Raw genomic sequence first — 18,523 nt, 5'->3', positions numbered from 1 at the left:
GCCTTTATGGCTGTGTAGATGCACATGAATAACAAGATTCCATTAGCCACGCCCGCTGACAACGGGCCAACGAAGAACTTTGAACCATGGCCACTATCCACGTAGACGGCAAAGCGCTCGAAGTCGATGGGGCAGACAACCTGTTACAGGCATGTCTCTCACTAGGCCTCGACATCCCTTATTTCTGCTGGCACCCCGCTCTTGGTAGCGTCGGTGCCTGTCGCCAGTGTGCGGTCAAGCAGTACACCGACGAGAACGACACCCGTGGTCGTATCGTCATGTCCTGCATGACCCCAGCCACCGACAACACCTGGATCTCCATCGAAGATGAAGAATCCAAGGCGTTCCGCGCCAGCGTTGTCGAATGGCTGATGACCAACCACCCGCACGACTGCCCGGTCTGTGAGGAAGGCGGTCACTGCCACTTGCAAGACATGACGGTGATGACCGGCCACAACGAGCGCCGCTATCGTTTCACCAAGCGCACCCACCAGAACCAGGACCTCGGCCCGTTCATTTCCCACGAAATGAACCGCTGCATCGCCTGCTACCGCTGCGTGCGTTTCTATAAAGACTACGCCGGCGGCACCGACCTCGGCGTATTCGGCGCCCACGACAACGTGTACTTCGGTCGCGTTGAAGACGGTGTGCTTGAGAGCGAGTTCTCCGGCAACCTCACCGAGGTCTGCCCGACCGGTGTGTTCACCGACAAGACCCACTCCGAGCGCTACAACCGTAAGTGGGACATGCAATTCTCGCCGAGCATCTGCCATGGCTGCTCCAGCGGTTGCAACATCTCCCCGGGCGAGCGCTACGGTGAACTGCGTCGGATCGAAAACCGCTTCAACGGTTCGGTCAACCAGTACTTCCTCTGCGACCGTGGTCGTTTCGGCTATGGCTACGTCAACCGCGAAGACCGCCCGCGCCAGCCACTGCTGGCCGATGGCGCCAAGCTGAGCCTGGACGACGCGCTGGATAAAGCCGCCGACCTGCTGCGTGGCCGCAACATCGTCGGTATCGGCTCGCCCCGCGCCAGCCTCGAAAGCAACTACGCGTTGCGCGAGTTGGTCGGCGCCGAGCACTTCTACTCCGGTATCGAAGCCGGTGAATTGGAGCGCATCCGCCTGGTCCTGCAAGTACTGAACGACAGCCCGCTGCCGGTTCCGAACATGCGCGACATCGAAGACCACGACGCGATTTTCGTGCTCGGCGAAGACCTGACCCAGACCGCCGCGCGTATCGCGCTGTCGCTGCGTCAGTCGGTCAAAGGCAAAGCTGAAGACATGGCCGATGCCATGCGCGTCCAGCCTTGGCTCGACGCTGCGGTGAAAAACATCGGCCAGCACGCGCTGAACCCGCTGTTTATTGCAAGCCTGGCAGAAACCAAGCTCGACGATATCGCCGAAGAATGCGTCCACGCCGCCCCAGACGACCTGGCCCGCATCGGTTTCGCCGTGGCGCACGCCCTGGACGCCAGCGCGCCTGCCGTCGAAGGCCTGGACGCTGAAGCCGGTGAACTGGCCCAACGCATCGCCGACGCCCTGCTGGCCGCCAAGCGCCCATTGATCATTGCCGGCACCTCGTTGGGTTCCAAAGCGCTGATCGAAGCCGCTGCCAACATCGCCAAAGCCTTGAAGCTGCGCGACAAGAACGGTTCCATCAGCCTGGTCGTGCCGGAAGCCAACAGCCTTGGCCTGGCCATGCTCGGTGGCGAATCGCTGGATGCCGCGCTGCAAGCCGTGACTGACGGTAAAGCCGACGCCATCGTGGTACTGGAAAACGACCTGTACACCCGCACGGATTCGGCCAAGGTCGACGCCGCGCTGGACGCTGCCAAAGTGCTGATCGTGGCCGACCACCAGAAGACCGCCACCAGCGAACGTGCCGACCTGGTCCTGCCAGCCGCTACTTTCGCCGAAGGCGACGGTACCCTGGTCAGCCAGGAAGGCCGCGCCCAGCGCTTCTTCCAGGTGTTCGATCCGAAGTACATGGACGCCAGCATCCTGGTTCACGAAGGCTGGCGCTGGCTGCATGCCCTGCGCGCCACCTTGCTGAACCAACCGATCGACTGGACCCAGCTCGACCACGTGACGGCCGCTGCCGCCGCGAGCGCGCCGCAGTTGGCACGTATCGTCGACGCTGCACCGTCCGCCTCGTTCCGCATCAAGGGCATGAAACTGGCCCGTGAACCGCTGCGTTACTCCGGGCGTACCGCCATGCGCGCCGACATCAGCGTGCACGAACCGCGTACCCCACAAGACCCCGACACCGCGTTCGCCTTCTCCATGGAAGGTTACTCGGGTTCGGTTGAGCCGCGTCAGCAGGTGCCTTTCGCCTGGTCGCCGGGCTGGAACTCGCCACAGGCCTGGAACAAGTTCCAGGACGAAGTCGGTGGTCACATCCGCGCTGGCGACCCAGGCACCCGCCTGATCGAAAGCACCGGTGATGCGCTGAACTGGTTCGCAGCCGTACCGCGTCCGTTCAACCCGGCCCAGGGCACCTGGCAGGTTGTGCCGTTCTTCCACCTGTTCGGCAGCGAAGAAACCTCTTCCAAAGCCGCGCCGGTACAAGAGCGCATTCCGGCCGCTTACGTGTCCGTGGCCAAGTCCGAAGCCGACCGCCTGGGCGTCAACGACGGTGCCCTGCTGAGCTTGACCGTCGGCGGCCAGACCCTGCGTCTGCCGCTGCGCATCAATGAAGAGTTGGGTGCTGGCCTGGTTGCACTGCCTAAAGGCCTCGCGGGCATTCCGCCGGCGATCTTTGGCAAAACCGTTGACGGTCTGCAGGAGGCAGCGCAATGACCTGGTTCACCCCTGAAGTGATCGACGTGATCATCTCGGTCGTCAAGGCCATCGTGATCCTGTTGGCCGTGGTCGTTGCGGGCGCCCTGCTCAGCTTCGTCGAACGTCGCCTGCTGGGCTGGTGGCAGGACCGTTATGGTCCGAACCGCGTTGGCCCGTTCGGCATGTTCCAGATCGCTGCCGACATGCTGAAAATGTTCTTCAAGGAAGACTGGACCCCGCCGTTTGCCGACAAGGTGATCTTCACCCTGGCACCGGTCGTGGCCATGAGCGCCTTGCTGATCGCCTTCGCGGTCATCCCGATCACCCCGACCTGGGGCGTGGCGGACCTGAACATCGGCTTGCTGTTCTTCTTCGCCATGGCCGGTCTGTCGGTCTACGCGGTGCTGTTCGCCGGTTGGTCGAGCAACAACAAGTTCGCCCTGCTGGGCAGCTTGCGGGCTTCGGCCCAGACCGTGTCTTACGAAGTGTTCATGGGCCTGGCGCTGATGGGCATCGTGGTGCAGGTCGGCTCGTTCAACATGCGCGACATCGTCGAGTACCAGGCGCAGAACCTGTGGTTCATCATTCCGCAGTTTTTCGGCTTCTGTACCTTCTTCATCGCTGGCGTCGCCGTGACTCACCGTCACCCGTTCGACCAACCGGAAGCAGAACAGGAACTGGCTGACGGTTACCACATTGAATACGCCGGCATGAAATGGGGCATGTTCTTCGTTGGCGAATACATCGGCATCATCTTGATCTCGGCACTGCTGGTCACGCTGTTCTTCGGCGGCTGGCACGGCCCGTTCAACATCCTGCCGCAACTGGCGTTCTTCTGGTTCTTCTTGAAGACGGCGTTCTTCATCATGCTGTTCATCCTGCTGCGCGCCTCTATTCCGCGCCCACGCTATGACCAGGTGATGGATTTCAGCTGGAGATTCTGCCTGCCGCTGACCCTGATCAATTTGCTGGTGACGGCTGCTGTTGTGTTGTTGAACACGCCAGCCGGCGCGGTTCAGTGAGGATTTGACCCATGTTCAAATATATTGGCGACATCGTTAAGGGTACTGGTACCCAGTTGCGAAGCCTGGTGATGGTTTTCGGCCATGGCTTCCGCAAACGCGACACCCTGCAATACCCGGAAGAAGCGGTGTACCTGCCGCCGCGCTATCGCGGCCGCATCGTGCTGACCCGCGACCCCGACGGCGAAGAGCGTTGCGTAGCCTGCAACCTGTGCGCCGTGGCGTGCCCGGTGGGTTGTATCTCCCTGCAGAAAGCTGAAACCGAAGACGGTCGCTGGTACCCGGACTTCTTCCGCATCAACTTCTCGCGCTGCATTTTCTGCGGCCTCTGCGAGGAAGCTTGCCCGACCACCGCGATCCAGCTGACACCGGATTTCGAGATGGCCGAGTTCAAACGTCAGGACCTGGTGTACGAGAAAGAAGATCTGCTGATCTCTGGTCCCGGTAAAAACCCTGATTACAACTTCTATCGTGTTGCAGGTATGGCCGTTGCCGGTAAGCCGAAGGGCGCCGCACAAAACGAAGCCGAGCCGATCAACGTGAAGAGCTTGCTGCCTTAAGGAAGAAAGATGGAATTCGCTTTCTATTTCGCGTCGGGTATTGCAGTGGTGTCCACGCTTCGCGTGATCACCAACACCAACCCCGTGCACGCCCTGCTCTACCTGATCATTTCGCTGATCGCCGTGGCCATGACCTTTTTCAGCCTCGGCGCACCGTTCGCCGGTGTTCTGGAAGTGATCGCCTACGCCGGCGCCATCATGGTGCTGTTCGTGTTTGTGGTGATGATGCTCAACCTGGGGCCGGCTTCGGTCGCCCAGGAACGCGTCTGGCTCAAGCCCGGCATCTGGCTCGGCCCGGTTGTCCTGGCAGCGCTGCTGCTGGGTGAACTGCTGTATGTGCTGTTCGCTCACCAGAGCGGCCAGGCCATCGGCCACACCACCGTAGACGCCAAAGCCGTGGGCATCAGCCTGTTCGGCCCGTACCTGCTGGTGGTCGAACTGGCTTCGATGCTGCTGCTCGCTGCAGCCATCACCGCCTTCCACTTGGGCCGCAACGAAGCCAAGGAGCAATGACGATGCCTGCTATCCCTTTGGAGCATGGTCTGGCGGTCGCCGGCATCCTGTTCTGCCTTGGCCTAGTCGGCCTGATGGTTCGCCGTAACATTCTGTTCGTGTTGATGAGCCTGGAAATCATGATGAACGCTGCAGCACTGGCGTTCATCGTTGCAGGTGCACGTTGGGGCCAGCCGGATGGACAAGTCATGTTCATCCTGGTGATCAGCCTGGCAGCCGCCGAAGCCAGTATTGGCCTGGCGATCCTGCTGCAACTGTATCGTCGCTTCCACACGCTTGATATCGACGCTGCCAGTGAGATGCGCGGATGAACATGATCTTTCTGACTTTCGTATTTCCCCTGATCGGTTTCCTGCTGCTGTCGTTCTCCCGTGGACGCTGGTCGGAAAACCTGTCTGCCCTGATCGGTGTGGGTTCCATTGGCCTGTCGGCGATCGTCGCCGCCTACGTCATCTGGCAATTCAACGTGGCGCCGCCGGAAGGCGGCCACTACACCCTGGTGCTGTGGCAGTGGATGTCGGTGGACGGCTTCAAGCCGAACTTCGCCCTCTACGTCGACGGCCTGTCGATCACCATGCTCGGCGTGGTGGTCGGTGTGGGCTTCCTGATCCACCTGTTCGCGTCCTGGTACATGCGCGGTGAAGCCGGTTACTCGCGCTTCTTCTCGTACACCAACCTGTTTATCGCCAGCATGCTGTTCCTGGTATTGGGCGATAACCTGTTGTTCCTGTACTTCGGCTGGGAAGGCGTGGGCCTGTGCTCGTACCTGTTGATCGGTTTCTACTACAGCAACCGCAACAACGGCAACGCGGCACTCAAGGCCTTCATCGTTACCCGGATCGGCGACGTGTTCATGGCCATCGGCCTGTTCATCCTGTTCCAACAAGTGGGCACGCTGAACATCCAGGAACTGCTGGTGCTGGCACCGCAGAAATTCCAGGTCGGCGACTTCTGGATCACCCTTGCAACCCTAATGCTGCTGGGCGGCGCCGTGGGTAAATCCGCGCAACTGCCACTGCAAACCTGGCTGGCGGATGCGATGGCCGGCCCTACGCCGGTTTCCGCACTGATTCACGCGGCAACCATGGTAACGGCGGGTGTCTACCTGATCGCGCGTACCCACGGCCTGTTCACCCTGGCGCCGGAAATCCTGCACCTGGTCGGCCTGGTCGGCGGCGTAACCCTGGTACTGGCCGGTTTTGCCGCGCTGGTGCAAACCGACATCAAGCGGATCCTCGCCTACTCGACCATGAGCCAGATCGGCTACATGTTCCTGGCCCTGGGCGTCGGCGCCTGGGACGCGGCGATCTTCCACCTGATGACCCACGCCTTCTTCAAGGCCCTGTTGTTCCTCGCTTCCGGTGCGGTAATCGTTGCCTGCCACCACGAGCAGAACATCTTCAAGATGGGCGGCCTGTGGAAGAAACTGCCGTTGGCCTACGCCAGCTTCATCGTCGGTGGTGCCGCCCTGGCTGCCCTGCCGCTGGTGACCGCAGGTTTCTACTCGAAAGACGAAATCCTCTGGGAAGCCTTTGCCAGCGGTAACCAGAACCTGCTGTACGCAGGCCTGGTCGGTGCCTTCATGACCTCGCTGTATACCTTCCGCCTGATCTTCATCACCTTCCACGGTGAAGCCAAGACCGAAGCACACGCAGGCCACGGCATCTCCCACTGGTTGCCACTGTCGGTGCTGATCATCCTGTCGACCTTCATCGGCGCCATGATCACCCCGCCACTGGCCGGCGTACTGCCGGAAAGCGCTGGCCATGCCGGCGGCGCCGCCAAGCACAGCCTGGAAATCGCCTCGGGCGCCATCGCCCTGGCCGGTATCCTGCTGGCAGCCCTGCTGTTCCTCGGCAAGCGTCGCTTCGTTACCGCTGTTGCCAACAGTGGCATCGGCCGCTTCCTGTCGGCCTGGTGGTTCGCCGCCTGGGGCTTCGACTGGATCTACGACAAACTGTTCGTCAAGCCTTACCTTGCGATCAGCCATGTACTGCGCAAAGACCCGCTCGACCAGACCATCGGTTTGATCCCGCGCGCCGCCAAGGCCGGTCACACCGCCCTGAGCCGCAGCGAGACTGGCCAATTGCGTTGGTACGCCGCCTCCATGGCCGTTGGTGCCGTGCTGGTGATCGGCGCCATCGTCGTCGTGGCGGTGTAACTATGTACATTGCGAACTTTGCGAACTTGCGAAAGGAAACGAGCCCGTCATGATTCTGCCCTGGCTAATCCTGATCCCCTTTATCGGCGGCCTGCTCTGCTGGATGGGTGAACGCTTCGGCGCCACCCTCCCCCGCTGGATTGCGTTGCTGACCATGTCCCTGGAACTCGCGCTCGGCCTCTGGCTGTGGGCCCACGGTGACTATTCATTCGCTCCGGCACCGGGTGTCGATCCAACCTTCGCGCTTGAATTCAAGCACGTGTGGATCCAGCGCTTCGGCATCAACGTGCACCTGGCCCTCGACGGCCTGTCGCTGTTGATGATCCTGCTGACCGGCCTGCTGGGTATCCTTTCGGTACTCTGCTCCTGGAAAGAAATTCAGCGCCACGTGGGCTTCTTCCACCTGAACCTGATGTGGATCCTGGGCGGTGTTGTCGGCGTGTTCCTCGCCCTCGACCTGTTCATGTTCTTCTTCTTCTGGGAAATGATGCTGGTGCCGATGTACTTCCTCATCGCGCTCTGGGGTCACAGTTCTTCGGACGGCAAGAAAACCCGGATCTACGCGGCGACCAAGTTCTTCATCTTCACCCAGGCTTCCGGCCTGATCATGTTGGTGGCGATCCTGGGTCTGGTACTGGTCAACTTCAACAACACCGGCGTGATTACCTTCAACTACGCCGACCTGTTGAAAACCAAGATGTCGCTGACCACCGAGTACATCCTGATGCTCGGCTTCTTCATCGCCTTCGCGGTGAAGCTGCCGGTGGTGCCGTTCCACTCCTGGCTGCCTGACGCTCACGCCCAGGCGCCGACCGCAGGCTCCGTGGACCTGGCCGGTATCCTGTTGAAGACCGCTGCTTACGGCCTGCTGCGTTTCGCCCTGCCGCTGTTCCCGAATGCCTCGGCCGAGTTCGCGCCGATCGCCATGACCCTGGGTCTGATCGGGATCTTCTACGGTGCGTTCCTGGCCTTCGCACAAACCGACATCAAGCGTCTGATCGCGTTCTCGTCCGTTTCCCACATGGGTTTCGTACTGATCGGCATCTACTCCGGCAGCCAACTGGCGTTGCAAGGCGCCGTGATCCAGATGTTGGCCCACGGTGTTTCAGCAGCCGCACTGTTTATCCTCAGTGGTCAGCTGTACGAGCGCCTGCACACCCGTGACATGCGTGAAATGGGTGGCGTGTGGTCGCGCATCGCTTACCTGCCGGCGATCAGCCTGTTCTTCGCTGCGGCGTCCCTGGGCTTGCCGGGCACCGGCAACTTCATCGGCGAGTTCCTGATCCTGATGGGTTCGTTCGTGCACACGCCGTGGATCAGCGCCATTGCTACATCCGGCCTGGTGTTTGGTTCGGTTTACTCGCTGATCATGATCCACCGCGCCTACTTCGGCCCGGCCAAGTCCGACACCGTCCTGCAAGGGATGGATGCTCGCGAACTGATCATGGTGCTCGGCCTTGCGGTACTGCTGATCTACATCGGCGTGTACCCGCAACCGTTCCTGGACACTTCTGCCGCGACGATGCATGGCGTGCAGCAGTGGTTCAGCACCGCCTTCACTCAACTCGCTTCGGCACGGTAAGAGCGCTATGGAATTCACGATCCAACACTTTATCGCGCTTGCGCCGCTGCTGATCACCAGCCTCACCATCGTGGTGGTGATGCTGGCGATCGCCTGGCGCCGCAATCACTCGCAAACGTTCCTGCTGTCCTGTGCCGGTTTGAACCTGGCCCTGCTGTCGATCATTCCAGCCCTCAAGGTCGCGCCACTGGCCGTGACCCCGCTGATGATGATCGATGACTTCGCGCTGCTGTACATCGCGTTGATCCTGGTCGCCACCCTGGCCTGCGTCACCCTCGCCCACGCCTACCTCGGCGAAGGCGGCACGGGCTACCCGGGCAACAAGGAAGAGCTGTACCTGCTGATCCTGCTGGCTGCGGCCGGTGGCATCGTGCTGGTCAGCGCACAGCACCTGGCCGGCTTGTTCATCGGCCTGGAACTGCTGTCGATCCCGACCTACGGCCTGGTGGCGTATGCCTTCTTCAACAAGCGCTCCCTGGAAGCCGGCATCAAGTACATGGTGCTGTCGGCCGCCGGTTCCGCGTTCCTGTTGTTCGGTATGGCCCTGCTCTACGCAGAAGCCGGCAGCCTGAGCTTCACCGGTATCGGTCACGCCCTGGCAACCACCAGCATGCCTGCGCCAATTGCCCAACTGGGCCTGGCCATGATGCTGATCGGCCTGGCGTTCAAGCTCTCCCTGGTGCCGTTCCACCTGTGGACCCCGGACGTCTACGAAGGCGCCCCGGCGCCGGTGGCGGCGTTTTTGGCCACGGCGTCGAAGGTTGCCGTGTTTGCGGTGATGGTGCGTCTGTTCCAGATCTCGCCTGCCGCCAACACCGGCGTGCTGAGCAACGTGCTGACCGTGATCGCCATTGCGTCGATCCTGTTCGGTAACCTGCTGGCCCTGACCCAGAACAACCTCAAGCGTCTGCTCGGTTACTCCTCCATCGCGCACTTCGGCTACCTGCTGATCGCGCTGGTGGCGAGCAAAGGCCTGGCGGTGGAAGCGATGGGCGTGTACCTGGTCACCTACGTGATCACCAGCCTTGGCGCGTTCGGCGTGATCACGCTGATGTCCTCGCCGTTCAAAGGCCGTGACGCTGACGCCCTGTACGAATACCGCGGCCTGTTCTGGCGCCGTCCGTACCTGACTGCCGTACTGACCGTGATGATGCTGTCCCTGGCGGGTATCCCGCTGACTGCAGGCTTTATCGGTAAGTTCTACATCGTTGCGACCGGTGTTGAAGCTCACGAATGGTGGTTGGTTGCCTCCCTCGTGCTGGGTAGCGCCATCGGCGTGTTCTACTACCTGCGTGTGATGGTCACCCTGTACCTGATCGAGCCAAACCTGCGCCGTGTGGATGCCGAGCTGCACTGGGAACAGAAAGCCGGTGGCGTGATGCTGCTGGCGATCGCCCTGCTCGCGTTCTTCTTGGGCGTGTACCCACAGCCGTTGCTCACCCTGGTGCAGCACGCGGTACTGGGGGTTTGATCGCTTAGCAATATGCAGTAAAAAGAACGGCGCCTTTGGGCGCCGTTTTTGCAGGTGTCTGGGGCTCTTGGTACATATCCGATATTTGGGTGATGGCTGAGATCGGTTCCGCTCTTACAGCGGGTCACTTTTGGAAAAGAGCCCCAAAAGTAACCAAAAGGGCTCTTGCCCCACCACTCGGCACCTCGCCTAGGCTCGGTGTGCCCTCACTCCGGCTTTGGAGCGGGGGCCGCCGCGATGGGCCATCCTTGGCCCAGCGCGGCTAACCCGGCGTCCTGCCGGTTTACCCCCGCTCCAAAGCCTGCGTTCGGCCAGCGTGGTTTAACGGGGCGCCTAAGATCAAAATCAAGATCAAAATCTACAGCACGGCGGCCTAGTAGCCGACCTGAGTGGTTGGATCAAAAGCAAGGCCTAGGCGGCCTGGCAGCCGACCTGTTCATTGAAGCTAAACTCAATCAAATGTGGGAGCTGGCTTGCCTGCGATGGCATCAACTGGTTCTGCCTGATACACCGAGGTGCCTGCATCGCAGGCAAGCCAGCTCCCACAGAAAAGCAGAGCACAGAAGTCTGGCGGCCGAACTCGGTCTAATTGTGGGAGCGGGCTTGCTCGCGAATGCGGTGTATCAGCCAGCTCATGTGTCACTGACCCACCGCATTCGCGAGCAAGCCCGCTCCCACATTTTGGATCTCAGTACATCAGGTAGTTATGCTTTTGCTGTGCTTTTGCTTGTACCACTCAGGTCGGCTACTAGGCCGCCGTGCTTTTGATCTTGATCTTGATCTGGGATCGCCCCATCAACCACGCTGGCCGAACGCAGGCTTGAATCCGTGGGTAACCCGGCAGGACGCCGGGTTAGCCGCACTGGGCCAGGGATGGCCCATTGCGGCGGCCCACGGATTCAAGCCGGAGTGAGGGCACACCGAGCCTAGGCGAGGTGTCGAGTGGTGGGGCGAGGACTTTTTGGTTACCTTTTTGGTCCCTCAAAAAGTGACCCGCCGTAAGGGCGGAACCCTAAGTAGCCGTTACCGCAGAAATGGATATGTACTCAGACCCAAGACCTCCGGCGACTGACACAGAGCTTTCGCGAGCAAGCCAGCTCCCACATTTAAGCCGATTTACCCCCCCCCAAGCGCACGCAAAAGAGGCGCACGTTGGGGGGACGGTCTGCGTGACGCCCTGGACCCCAAAAATTGACGACTGCCGAAAGAGAGCCACTCATGTTTGATGACCTGGATTACAGCCAACCCTATCCGTCCGCGCGCTCGCCCGTTATGGGCAGCAACATGGTCGCCTGCTCCCAGCCCCTGGCCGCTCAGGCTGGCCTGGAAATACTGCGCAAAGGCGGCAATGCGGTCGACGCTGCCATCGCCGCGGCCATGGTGCTGACGGTGGTCGAACCCACGGGCTGCGGCATTGGCAGTGACGCGTTTGCCATCGTCTGGGACGGGGAAAAACTGCAAGGCCTGAACGCTTCCGGCCACTCGCCTGAAGGCTGGACGCCCGAGCATTTCGCCGGGCAAGCCGAAATGCCGCAGCGCGGCTGGGGCTCAGTGACCGTGCCGGGGGCGGTGTCGGCCTGGGTGGCGCTGTCCGAACGCTACGGTAAATTGCCCTTCGCCACACTGGCAGAACCTGCGATTGCCTATGCGCAAGACGGTTATCAGGTCACGCCTATCATCGGTGAATTGTGGCGCCTGGGCGCTGAAAAACTGAAGGACCAACCGGGCTTTGCAGAGTGTTTTCTACCCGGTGGCAAAGCCCCTGTGGCGGGTGAGAAAGTGTGGCTCAAAGACCACGCAAAAACCCTCAAGAGCATCGCCGAGACCCAGGGCGAAGCCTTCTACCGTGGCGAGCTGGCGCAGGCCATCATTGCCCATGCGCAGGCCAACGGCAGTGTCATGACCCTTGATGACCTGGCCCATCACAGCGTCGAGTGGACGCAGACGATGTCGGTGCCCTACGCCGGCGCTGTGGTTCACGAGTTGCCGCCCAACGGCCAAGGCATCGCCACACTGGCCGGGCTGAGCATGCTTGAAGCGCTAGGCGTTGGCGAACATCCGGTCGACAGCGTCGAAACCCTGCACCCGGTGCTGGAGGCGATGAAACTGGCGCTGGCCGATCTGCAGCATCATGTCACCGACAGCAACCATATGCGCCTCGACCCCGAGCGTTTACTCGACCCGGCCTATTTGCGCGAACGTGCCGCACTGGTCAATGAGCAGGCGGCCAACCCCGGCCACGGCTCACCCAAGGCAGGCGGTACGGTGTGCCTGTCGACAGCGGACGAAAGCGGCATGATGGTGTCGTTCATCCAGTCCAACTACATGGGGTTCGGCTCAGGCGTGGTGGTGCCGGGCACCGGTATCAGTCTGCAAAACCGTGGGGCGGCGTTCACGCTTGACCCTGACCACGTAAATACCGTCGCGCCGCGCAAGCGGCCGTTTCATACCATCATCCCAGGCTTCGTCATGAATGCCGACGGTACGCCATTGATGGCATTCGGCTTGATGGGCGGGCCGATGCAGGCGCAAGGGCACCTGCAGATGATGCTGCGCATCCTGCGTTACAAACAGAACCCGCAAGCCGCCGCCAATGCGCCCCGCTGGCGGGTCGAGGCGGGCCTTGAGGTGTGCGTGGAGCGCGCGTTCGATCAACAGGTGGCGCAGGCACTGCGCGCCAAAGGCCACACCATCCAGGTTGAAGACCAAAGCGGCGTGTTCGCGTTTGGTGGCGCGCAGATCATCCAGCGCACCCAGCATGGCTATGTGGGCGGAACCGACCCGCGCAAAGACGGTTTGATAGCCGCCTACTGAAGCCCTTCGCCCTTCCCCCGCCAGAGCCCTGTCGACCGACAGGGCTCTGCGCGCTTGCAATGCTTTTATCCTCTTCCAATCACGGAAAATTCCTCTTTCCTCTGCCGCCGCGTCCGGCATCTACCCGCTGAAGGCCGCCGTATGGTGTCTGCGTTTTAGGAAAGTTCCCACAGCCAGGTCACTTGACCCAGTGCGCGTGGGCCAGCAAACTATACGCAGGCTACGTACAGAACATGGATGCTCTATTTATCGAACTGCCGGCCTTCGAACGGCATCGCAAGGACTATCTGAGCGACGAGCTTTTCCAAGGCTTTCAACAGGAGCTGATGAGAAACCCGGAAGCGGGCGATGTCATCGAAGGAACCGGTGGGCTACGCAAGGTTCGCTTCGTTGATGAGCGACGCAACAAAGGCAAACGCGGTGGCCTGCGGGTCATTTATTACTGGTGGTCGGGCGGCACGCAATTCTGGCTGTTCACCCTGTACGGCAAGCACGAACAGGACGACCTGGCCCCCCATCACAAAAAAGCCCTGAAACACCTGCTGGACAGGGAAATCAAAGCGAGAACACAACATGAAACGTGAAATCTTTTCCGAACTGGTCGAGGGCTTCGACGCCCTGGCCGACGAGCGCCAAGGCAAAGTCACCCTGCGCACCCACAAGGTCCAGCTCAACAACCTGGCCCCGCTGACCGCCGAAGAGGTGGTGGCCGTGCGCCAACAGCTCAACCTGTCGCGATCGGTGTTCGCCATGTACCTGCGCACCAACCTGCGCACCCTGGAAAACTGGGAGCAAGGTCGCGCCAAGCCGAACGCCCAGGCCACCACCTTGATTCGCCTGGTGGCGCGGTTTCCGGAAACCGTGGCGCAACTCGCCGCATTAGGTTGATGGACCAAGCCCCGACAGGTTCGGGGCTTTTTTATGCTGTTTTATCGCCCGCCAAGCATATCGGCAAATGTCTGGCCGTCGGGCAATCCTTGCCCCACCCATATCTGGCGCACGGGCCAGTGCCGGGTCGGCAGGCATGGCGGTGATCGCAGCAGCGCGTTCGGAGTGAGGTTTTGGTGGGTTGTCACAGGCTGTCAGCAGGCCCAGCACAGCCAACAGTAATGCGATGCGGCGCATGGCCACCCTCTTTTCTTATGATGTGGAAGCGGTTTCCACACTAAGGCAGCGATGGCGCGGCGTTGAGGGTTTTGGGGGACACAAAGTAGGCTTGATCGGTCAGTCGAATGCGGGGCGTTGGCCACCCCGCATCCCGGGTCGCGCTTAGAACGCGATACCGACCTTGAAGCCGTACTCGTCACGCTTGAGCTTGGTGTTGTCGGCGACTTCAGAGTCTTCGTCAAGCTTGTATTCGGTACGGGTGTAGTACAGGCCCGCCATCACCGGCAGGTCGCCCTTCTGGTTCATCAGCAGGCTGACTTCCGCGTACGGGTTGGTGCGGTCCTTGAGGTCCACGGTGTCGCTGCCAACGCCGTCCACCTTGAGCTTGGCGCGGCCGTCGATGGTGCGACGGGCACCGGCTTCGACGCGCAGGGTCATGTCATCGAATTGGTGGTTGTAACCCAGGGCAGCCTTGGCGAACGGCGACTTGTTGGTGAGCTTGACGTCGTAGTCGTTGGTGTCCGGCTCGTAGCGGGTCCAGCTGTAGCCACCGCCCACAATCACGTCGACAAAGTTGCGCGCGTCCAGCGCGGCACGCCAGCCGAGGTCCAGGTCAGCCTGGCCTTCCTTGAGTTTGTTGCTGCTCTTTTCGCCGTACTTGGCTTCGATACCAGCCTGGTAGATAAAGCCGGATTCAGCCGTGAGCTTGTTGCCGAAGTTATAGAACAGGCCCGCTTCGGGCATGTGGTCCTTGTCGCTTTCGCTACCGCCTTCAAGTTTGAAGTCGTTGTAGCTGCCCTGCAGGCCGAGTACGGAAATCGGCCCGGTGGACGGTGCAGCGAACACCACGGCAGGCGCAGCGACCAGCGCCAGCAGCGAGGAACCTTTGAGGAATTTTCCGAATAGCTTGGACATCGTTCTACATCTCCTTGTCTGGTGAGCAAATTATTCAGGAACCGCTTCGAACCTCGGCTTTTGCGGAAAGTTCGAATTAATTTGCGTCGACTTGGAGGAAAAACGGTTCAGCGCAGGCTCTATCTCAACCTTCTTTGGAATTCGCCATTATTAAGCCATCAACTATCTCGCGTAATTGCGGATGTGCCGGCAAGCGAATGCCGAAGGTCGCCTGCAATAACGTCAGCAGCTCATCGGCACTCTCGATGGCGCGCTTTTCACTGGGCCGGTCCAGGTAATGGACGGCGTAGTTGGCGTTATTCAACGTATGGCGTTTACCCACTGCCAACAGCGCCGCCTTCAACTGACCGACAAACACCGAAGCCGGGTGCGTCGACACGTACCAGTTGCCGATTTCATAGTCGATATCCGCCTGTGTCTGCAGGTCGAACACATACAAGCCCCGCCATTCCTCACCGACTTGTGCCCACAGCGTGTAGGCGCCGTCATTGAACGTCAGCCGATACGGCTCATGGGCGGTGGCCTGGGTCGCATCGGTGTCCAGCTGCAACGGGCTGCTCGGCACCATGCCGCCAAAGCCGACGTCGGTGACGTAGCGCACGCCCTCCAGCGTCACCAGGCTCAGGCGATGGGTACGCCCGGTGCGCGCGTCCGGCGGCCCGCCCATCACCACCCAGCCGGTAAGGCCGCGCGCGTCGAAACCCAAGTCCTGCAGCAAGGCCAGAAACAGGTGGTTCAGCTCGAAGCAATACCCGCCACGCCCGTCGAGCAACACCTTTTGCTCGATGCTGGGCAGGTCGATCGGCACCGGCGTGCGCAGCAATGTCGACAGGCTCTCAAAGGCAAACGTGCACACATGGCGCAGTTGCAGTTCCTGCAAGGTTTGCAAGGTGGGCGGTGGCGGCGAATCGTAGCCCAGGCGTTGCAGGTAGAGCTGGCAATGAGTCAAACGGGGCATGGCGCGATCCTTGGGCGCGTGACGAAGGCATCACTATGCAGCGCAAGCAGGCGACTTGTCATTTTGACTGAACCTTTTTGAACGCTCGCCTATCCATCTATAACAAGACAGGGAGGCAACATGAGTACCGCAAAAATCTACACCATCAACTATCAGCTGCACGGTCAACCGAAGTCCTTTGTGGTGCGCGCCGAAGTGATGAACAACGCCGAAGCCTGGCATTGGGCGGCGGTCGATGCCGACATCGCCCACGTCAGCCGCATTGGGCGTGTGGGTCATGAACAGGTGAAGAAAACCACCCGGCCCTGGGCGGAAAAGTTCGGCATTACCGACGTCACCTGGATCGCGCCCAAATAAGCAGCCCCTAACTAAGCACAAACCCCGCACAGTGGCGGGGTTTGCGTTACTTCTTCAAGTCGCCCAACGGATCGTAGGGCGGCTTTTTTTTGGCTTCATCTTTATCTTTCCGATCCAGCGGCGCGATAGCCGGGCCGATGGGGTCGACTTGCGGGTCGGCTACATCGGGGGAATCCGGGTCGAAGCCCAGTTCATCCTTGCCGCTGGCATGTTCGCCTGAACGCGGGCCTTTCGGTGGATTACTCACAGTGCTCTCCTCAGTTACAGCGGGCGGGCTTTGTCGTGCAGGGTTTCCAGGTCTTCCTCAACCTGCTCCACCTCATCATCCTGACGCTCCGCCGGGTCGTTGGGGCGTAACGCATCGTTGTCGCGCTCCTCTTCTCCGGGTGTGCGGTCAGGGTCGGGCGTACCCGGCGGCGGTTGCTTGTATTCGGGCATGATGGTTCACCTCACGGGGGATTGGCTGGCCTACACAGGTTTAGAGAAAGCGCCGCAAGCCATCGTTCAACTTGATTGCGCAAAGCATGCGAAGATGCCACCCCGCCCTTCTTGAGACCTGACCCGGATGTTCGAGCTCAAACCCTGCGACCCCGTGACTTTCCGCCAACAGACGCGCCGCAGCACCCTGATCATCGCCGTGCTGTTCGTGGCCCTGGCAATGCTGCTGTCGAGCCTGGCAGTGATGCTGTTCGGCGAACCCGGCGGGGACAACTTTCGCTTCAATGTCGGCGGCGTGTTTGCCGGTGTCTTGATCACCATCGCCCTGGTGCGAGGGCCCTTTTGGACCCAGCCATGGTTCGCGCCGGCGGTGTATGGCTGGCAGCTCAAGCGCAGCCTGATGAGCGTGACCAACGTGATGCACACCGTCACCGAACGCGTGCAGGCCAACGACCCGACGGCGATCAAGCTGCTGCGCTTCTACCATTTGGGCCTTACGCAGATGCATGAGCTGGACGCCAACTCCAGCGCCCAGGCGCAATTGGTTGGCGAGATTGAGGCGCACAAAGAGAAGATGCAGACGTTGGGGATCGACACCGAGCAAACCCGCCTCGACCCCGCCTGGCTTGAACATGTAAAAAAAGCCTGACCTCGTCAGCGGGCAACCCTGGCTCGCCAGCAGAACACCGCGCTCACCGCAATGGCCGCGCCCGCCACGCCAAACACCCACGGCGCCGAGGCCACTGGCAGCAACAAACCGGCCAGCAACGGCCCGAGGCCAGCGCCGACGTCACGCCACACCGCGTTGGAGGCCAGCGCGGAAACGCGCATCGAGCCGGGGTTGCGCTCGGCCACCAAGGTGGTTACCAGAGGCAGTTGCAGCGCGCGCAGCACCAGCACGGCGGCTGCGCCGACGATCACCCAATAGCTGCCGAACGCGGTCAAGGCCAGGGCACTCAAGAACGAAAACAGCAACAGCATCGAGGTGGCGCCAAAGCGTTGTGCCGCGCGGCCACCCAATGGGCTCAGGAGCATTTCCGAGGCGTATCGCAGGGCCATCAGGCCACCGGCGATCAGTACCGCATCGCCGCCGAGAATCTTCTGTGCCTGGATCGACAGGCCAAAAATAAACAGCCCGTCCAGCGCCACGCCTTCGATAAACGACCAGGTCGCTACGCTGTCGGGCCACTTGAAACGTCGCCCGGTGCTGTGCAGGTCATGCCCGGCGGTGGGCAAACCGCGCGCCGCCCACACGCCCGCCAGGCAGCAGCCGGCGAGGATCATAAAGATCGGGCGCGGCCCGGCCCATAAGGTCAACCAGCCACCCAGTGGCAACGCCAGCATTGGCCCGAGGGCAATCATCGCCCTTGAGCGCCCTGCCCTGCGCGCGGCGCCAGCGGGTTCGGACGTCGCCAACACTTGGGTCGACAGGTTCAGCGCGGCAAAGCACAAGCCCCAGATAAGCCGCAGCCCGAGCAATGCGGCGAAACCCGACAGCATCGAGTTGCCCAAGGCGCACACCGTGGCGGCCGCGGCGGCGATCATGCATGTCAGCCGATCACCGTTGCGTGCGTAGAAATTCAGCACATGCCGGTAGCCAAAAATCCGCACCAGCCGGTTAGCCGCCAGCAACACCCCGGCCTGGGCCAGCGTGATGCCAAACGCCTGGGATTCCATCGGCAGCAGCAGGTAGAGCAGCACGTCACTGGGCAGGCATAACGCGAGGGTCAGTGCGGCGCGTCGGGAGGTCGTATCAGCAGTGCGTTGGGCCAGGCTGGACATAAATCTGAAACATCCCGAAATACTCAGGCCGCCACGTTAGCCTTCTCGTGCCGGGTTTTA

The 18,523-nt window shown here is 61.2% G+C and carries 19 protein-coding genes; 13 read left to right on the top strand and 6 right to left on the bottom strand.

Features of this window, described 5'->3' with window-relative positions; genetic code table 11:
• Window positions 1-86 precede the first annotated feature (86 nt).
• The 11 genes from nuoG (at window position 87) to L8I05_RS04800 (ending at window position 13,794) form a co-directional block, all read left to right on the top strand.
• Window positions 87-2,801, top strand: coding sequence for an NADH-quinone oxidoreductase subunit NuoG (nuoG, locus tag L8I05_RS04850; RefSeq protein ID WP_242167376.1), 2,715 nt, complete (start codon window positions 87-89; stop codon window positions 2,799-2,801).
• The gene (gene nuoH, locus L8I05_RS04845) at window positions 2,798-3,805 is read left to right on the top strand and encodes an NADH-quinone oxidoreductase subunit NuoH (protein WP_053256843.1); all 1,008 of its coding nucleotides are present in this window, start codon (window positions 2,798-2,800) and stop codon (window positions 3,803-3,805) included. The genes nuoG and nuoH overlap by 4 nt, the downstream gene beginning before the upstream one ends.
• Window positions 3,806-3,816: 11 nt before the next feature.
• Window positions 3,817-4,365 carry an NADH-quinone oxidoreductase subunit NuoI gene (gene nuoI / locus L8I05_RS04840; RefSeq protein ID WP_003174725.1) on the top strand — a complete coding sequence of 183 codons (549 nt, stop codon included), beginning with the start codon at window positions 3,817-3,819 and terminating at the stop codon, window positions 4,363-4,365.
• 9 nt (window positions 4,366-4,374) lie between these two features.
• Entirely contained in the window at window positions 4,375-4,878 is a 504-nt protein-coding gene (nuoJ, locus tag L8I05_RS04835) for an NADH-quinone oxidoreductase subunit J (RefSeq protein ID WP_003174726.1), read from the top strand.
• 2 nt (window positions 4,879-4,880) lie between these two features.
• Window positions 4,881-5,189: an NADH-quinone oxidoreductase subunit NuoK gene (gene nuoK / locus L8I05_RS04830; RefSeq protein ID WP_003174727.1), complete on the top strand. Its 309-nt coding sequence runs from the start codon at window positions 4,881-4,883 to the stop codon at window positions 5,187-5,189.
• Window positions 5,186-7,039, top strand: coding sequence for an NADH-quinone oxidoreductase subunit L (gene nuoL / locus L8I05_RS04825; protein ID WP_159957542.1), 1,854 nt, complete (start codon window positions 5,186-5,188; stop codon window positions 7,037-7,039). The genes nuoK and nuoL overlap by 4 nt, the downstream gene beginning before the upstream one ends.
• Before the next feature lie 49 nt (window positions 7,040-7,088).
• A complete protein-coding gene (nuoM, locus tag L8I05_RS04820) occupies window positions 7,089-8,621 on the top strand; it encodes an NADH-quinone oxidoreductase subunit M (RefSeq protein WP_159957544.1) in 1,533 nt (510 codons plus the stop codon).
• A 7-nt stretch (window positions 8,622-8,628) separates the two neighbouring features.
• Window positions 8,629-10,092, top strand: coding sequence for an NADH-quinone oxidoreductase subunit NuoN (nuoN, locus tag L8I05_RS04815; RefSeq protein ID WP_106579876.1), 1,464 nt, complete (start codon window positions 8,629-8,631; stop codon window positions 10,090-10,092).
• Window positions 10,093-11,310: 1,218 nt separating this feature from the next.
• On the top strand, window positions 11,311-12,906 hold the full coding sequence (locus tag L8I05_RS04810) for a gamma-glutamyltransferase family protein (protein WP_242167375.1): 1,596 nt from the start codon (window positions 11,311-11,313) through the stop codon (window positions 12,904-12,906).
• A gap of 233 nt (window positions 12,907-13,139) precedes the next feature.
• Entirely contained in the window at window positions 13,140-13,490 is a 351-nt protein-coding gene (locus tag L8I05_RS04805; RefSeq protein WP_242167374.1) for a toxin, read from the top strand.
• Complete coding sequence (locus L8I05_RS04800; RefSeq protein ID WP_177019227.1) at window positions 13,480-13,794, top strand: transcriptional regulator; 315 nt, start codon at window positions 13,480-13,482, stop codon at window positions 13,792-13,794. The genes L8I05_RS04805 and L8I05_RS04800 overlap by 11 nt, the downstream gene beginning before the upstream one ends.
• Here the strand turns inward: L8I05_RS04800 and L8I05_RS04795 are convergent.
• The 3 genes from L8I05_RS04795 to L8I05_RS04785 form a co-directional block, all read right to left on the bottom strand.
• On the bottom strand, window positions 13,786-14,031 hold the full coding sequence (locus L8I05_RS04795; protein ID WP_242167373.1) for a hypothetical protein: 246 nt from the start codon (window positions 14,029-14,031) through the stop codon (window positions 13,786-13,788). The genes L8I05_RS04800 and L8I05_RS04795 overlap by 9 nt on opposite strands.
• A gap of 144 nt (window positions 14,032-14,175) precedes the next feature.
• Window positions 14,176-14,928, bottom strand: a complete 753-nt coding sequence (locus L8I05_RS04790; RefSeq protein ID WP_242167372.1) for an outer membrane beta-barrel protein — start codon at window positions 14,926-14,928, stop codon at window positions 14,176-14,178.
• A gap of 124 nt (window positions 14,929-15,052) precedes the next feature.
• Complete coding sequence (locus L8I05_RS04785) at window positions 15,053-15,886, bottom strand: arylamine N-acetyltransferase (RefSeq protein ID WP_242167371.1); 834 nt, start codon at window positions 15,884-15,886, stop codon at window positions 15,053-15,055.
• Window positions 15,887-16,006: 120 nt separating this feature from the next.
• Between L8I05_RS04785 and L8I05_RS04780 the strand changes: the two genes are divergently transcribed.
• Window positions 16,007-16,243, top strand: a complete 237-nt coding sequence (locus tag L8I05_RS04780; RefSeq protein ID WP_159957556.1) for a DUF6555 family protein — start codon at window positions 16,007-16,009, stop codon at window positions 16,241-16,243.
• A gap of 46 nt (window positions 16,244-16,289) precedes the next feature.
• Here the strand turns inward: L8I05_RS04780 and L8I05_RS04775 are convergent, their stop codons facing one another.
• Together L8I05_RS04775 and L8I05_RS04770 are read right to left on the bottom strand one after the other, a co-directional pair.
• Window positions 16,290-16,490 (bottom strand): DUF6021 family protein, encoded by a 201-nt coding sequence (locus tag L8I05_RS04775; RefSeq protein WP_242167370.1) that lies wholly within the window; start codon window positions 16,488-16,490, stop codon window positions 16,290-16,292.
• A 14-nt stretch (window positions 16,491-16,504) separates the two neighbouring features.
• A complete protein-coding gene (locus L8I05_RS04770; RefSeq protein ID WP_174245638.1) occupies window positions 16,505-16,681 on the bottom strand; it encodes a hypothetical protein in 177 nt (58 codons plus the stop codon).
• A gap of 127 nt (window positions 16,682-16,808) precedes the next feature.
• On the opposite strand from L8I05_RS04770, the gene L8I05_RS04765 reads away from it, so the two are divergent.
• Window positions 16,809-17,330, top strand: a complete 522-nt coding sequence (locus L8I05_RS04765; protein WP_242167369.1) for a DUF3087 domain-containing protein — start codon at window positions 16,809-16,811, stop codon at window positions 17,328-17,330.
• A 5-nt stretch (window positions 17,331-17,335) separates the two neighbouring features.
• On the opposite strand, the gene L8I05_RS04760 is transcribed toward L8I05_RS04765, so the two are convergent.
• A complete protein-coding gene (locus tag L8I05_RS04760; protein WP_242167368.1) occupies window positions 17,336-18,463 on the bottom strand; it encodes an MFS transporter in 1,128 nt (375 codons plus the stop codon).
• Window positions 18,464-18,523: the final 60 nt, after the last annotated feature.

The sequence above is a fragment of the Pseudomonas sp. MONT-RG-20F-20-E-7-02 genome (genome assembly GCF_022662395.1).
Classification (GTDB): domain Bacteria; phylum Pseudomonadota; class Gammaproteobacteria; order Pseudomonadales; family Pseudomonadaceae; genus Aquipseudomonas.
The sequence above is the reverse complement of the archived record's forward strand: the minus strand, read 5'-3'. Positions and strand labels throughout refer to the sequence as shown.

What these genes read in the sequence shown, in the direction of transcription:
- L8I05_RS04780 (WP_159957556.1), top strand. Translation starts at nt 16,007, where the DNA reads ATGAGTACCGCAAAAATCTACACCATCAACTATCAGCTGCACGGTCAA.
- L8I05_RS04800 (WP_177019227.1), top strand. Translation starts at nt 13,480, where the DNA reads ATGAAACGTGAAATCTTTTCCGAACTGGTCGAGGGCTTCGACGCCCTG.
- L8I05_RS04795 (WP_242167373.1), bottom strand. Translation starts at nt 14,031, where the DNA reads ATGCGCCGCATCGCATTACTGTTGGCTGTGCTGGGCCTGCTGACAGCC.
- nuoI (WP_003174725.1), top strand. Translation starts at nt 3,817, where the DNA reads ATGTTCAAATATATTGGCGACATCGTTAAGGGTACTGGTACCCAGTTG.
- nuoH (WP_053256843.1), top strand. Translation starts at nt 2,798, where the DNA reads ATGACCTGGTTCACCCCTGAAGTGATCGACGTGATCATCTCGGTCGTC.
- nuoK (WP_003174727.1), top strand. Translation starts at nt 4,881, where the DNA reads ATGCCTGCTATCCCTTTGGAGCATGGTCTGGCGGTCGCCGGCATCCTG.
- L8I05_RS04765 (WP_242167369.1), top strand. Translation starts at nt 16,809, where the DNA reads ATGTTCGAGCTCAAACCCTGCGACCCCGTGACTTTCCGCCAACAGACG.
- nuoG (WP_242167376.1), top strand. Translation starts at nt 87, where the DNA reads ATGGCCACTATCCACGTAGACGGCAAAGCGCTCGAAGTCGATGGGGCA.
- L8I05_RS04790 (WP_242167372.1), bottom strand. Translation starts at nt 14,928, where the DNA reads ATGTCCAAGCTATTCGGAAAATTCCTCAAAGGTTCCTCGCTGCTGGCG.
- nuoN (WP_106579876.1), top strand. Translation starts at nt 8,629, where the DNA reads ATGGAATTCACGATCCAACACTTTATCGCGCTTGCGCCGCTGCTGATC.
- L8I05_RS04810 (WP_242167375.1), top strand. Translation starts at nt 11,311, where the DNA reads ATGTTTGATGACCTGGATTACAGCCAACCCTATCCGTCCGCGCGCTCG.
- L8I05_RS04760 (WP_242167368.1), bottom strand. Translation starts at nt 18,463, where the DNA reads ATGTCCAGCCTGGCCCAACGCACTGCTGATACGACCTCCCGACGCGCC.
- L8I05_RS04805 (WP_242167374.1), top strand. Translation starts at nt 13,140, where the DNA reads ATGGATGCTCTATTTATCGAACTGCCGGCCTTCGAACGGCATCGCAAG.
- nuoL (WP_159957542.1), top strand. Translation starts at nt 5,186, where the DNA reads ATGAACATGATCTTTCTGACTTTCGTATTTCCCCTGATCGGTTTCCTG.
- nuoM (WP_159957544.1), top strand. Translation starts at nt 7,089, where the DNA reads ATGATTCTGCCCTGGCTAATCCTGATCCCCTTTATCGGCGGCCTGCTC.
- L8I05_RS04785 (WP_242167371.1), bottom strand. Translation starts at nt 15,886, where the DNA reads ATGCCCCGTTTGACTCATTGCCAGCTCTACCTGCAACGCCTGGGCTAC.
- L8I05_RS04770 (WP_174245638.1), bottom strand. Translation starts at nt 16,681, where the DNA reads ATGCCCGAATACAAGCAACCGCCGCCGGGTACGCCCGACCCTGACCGC.
- nuoJ (WP_003174726.1), top strand. Translation starts at nt 4,375, where the DNA reads ATGGAATTCGCTTTCTATTTCGCGTCGGGTATTGCAGTGGTGTCCACG.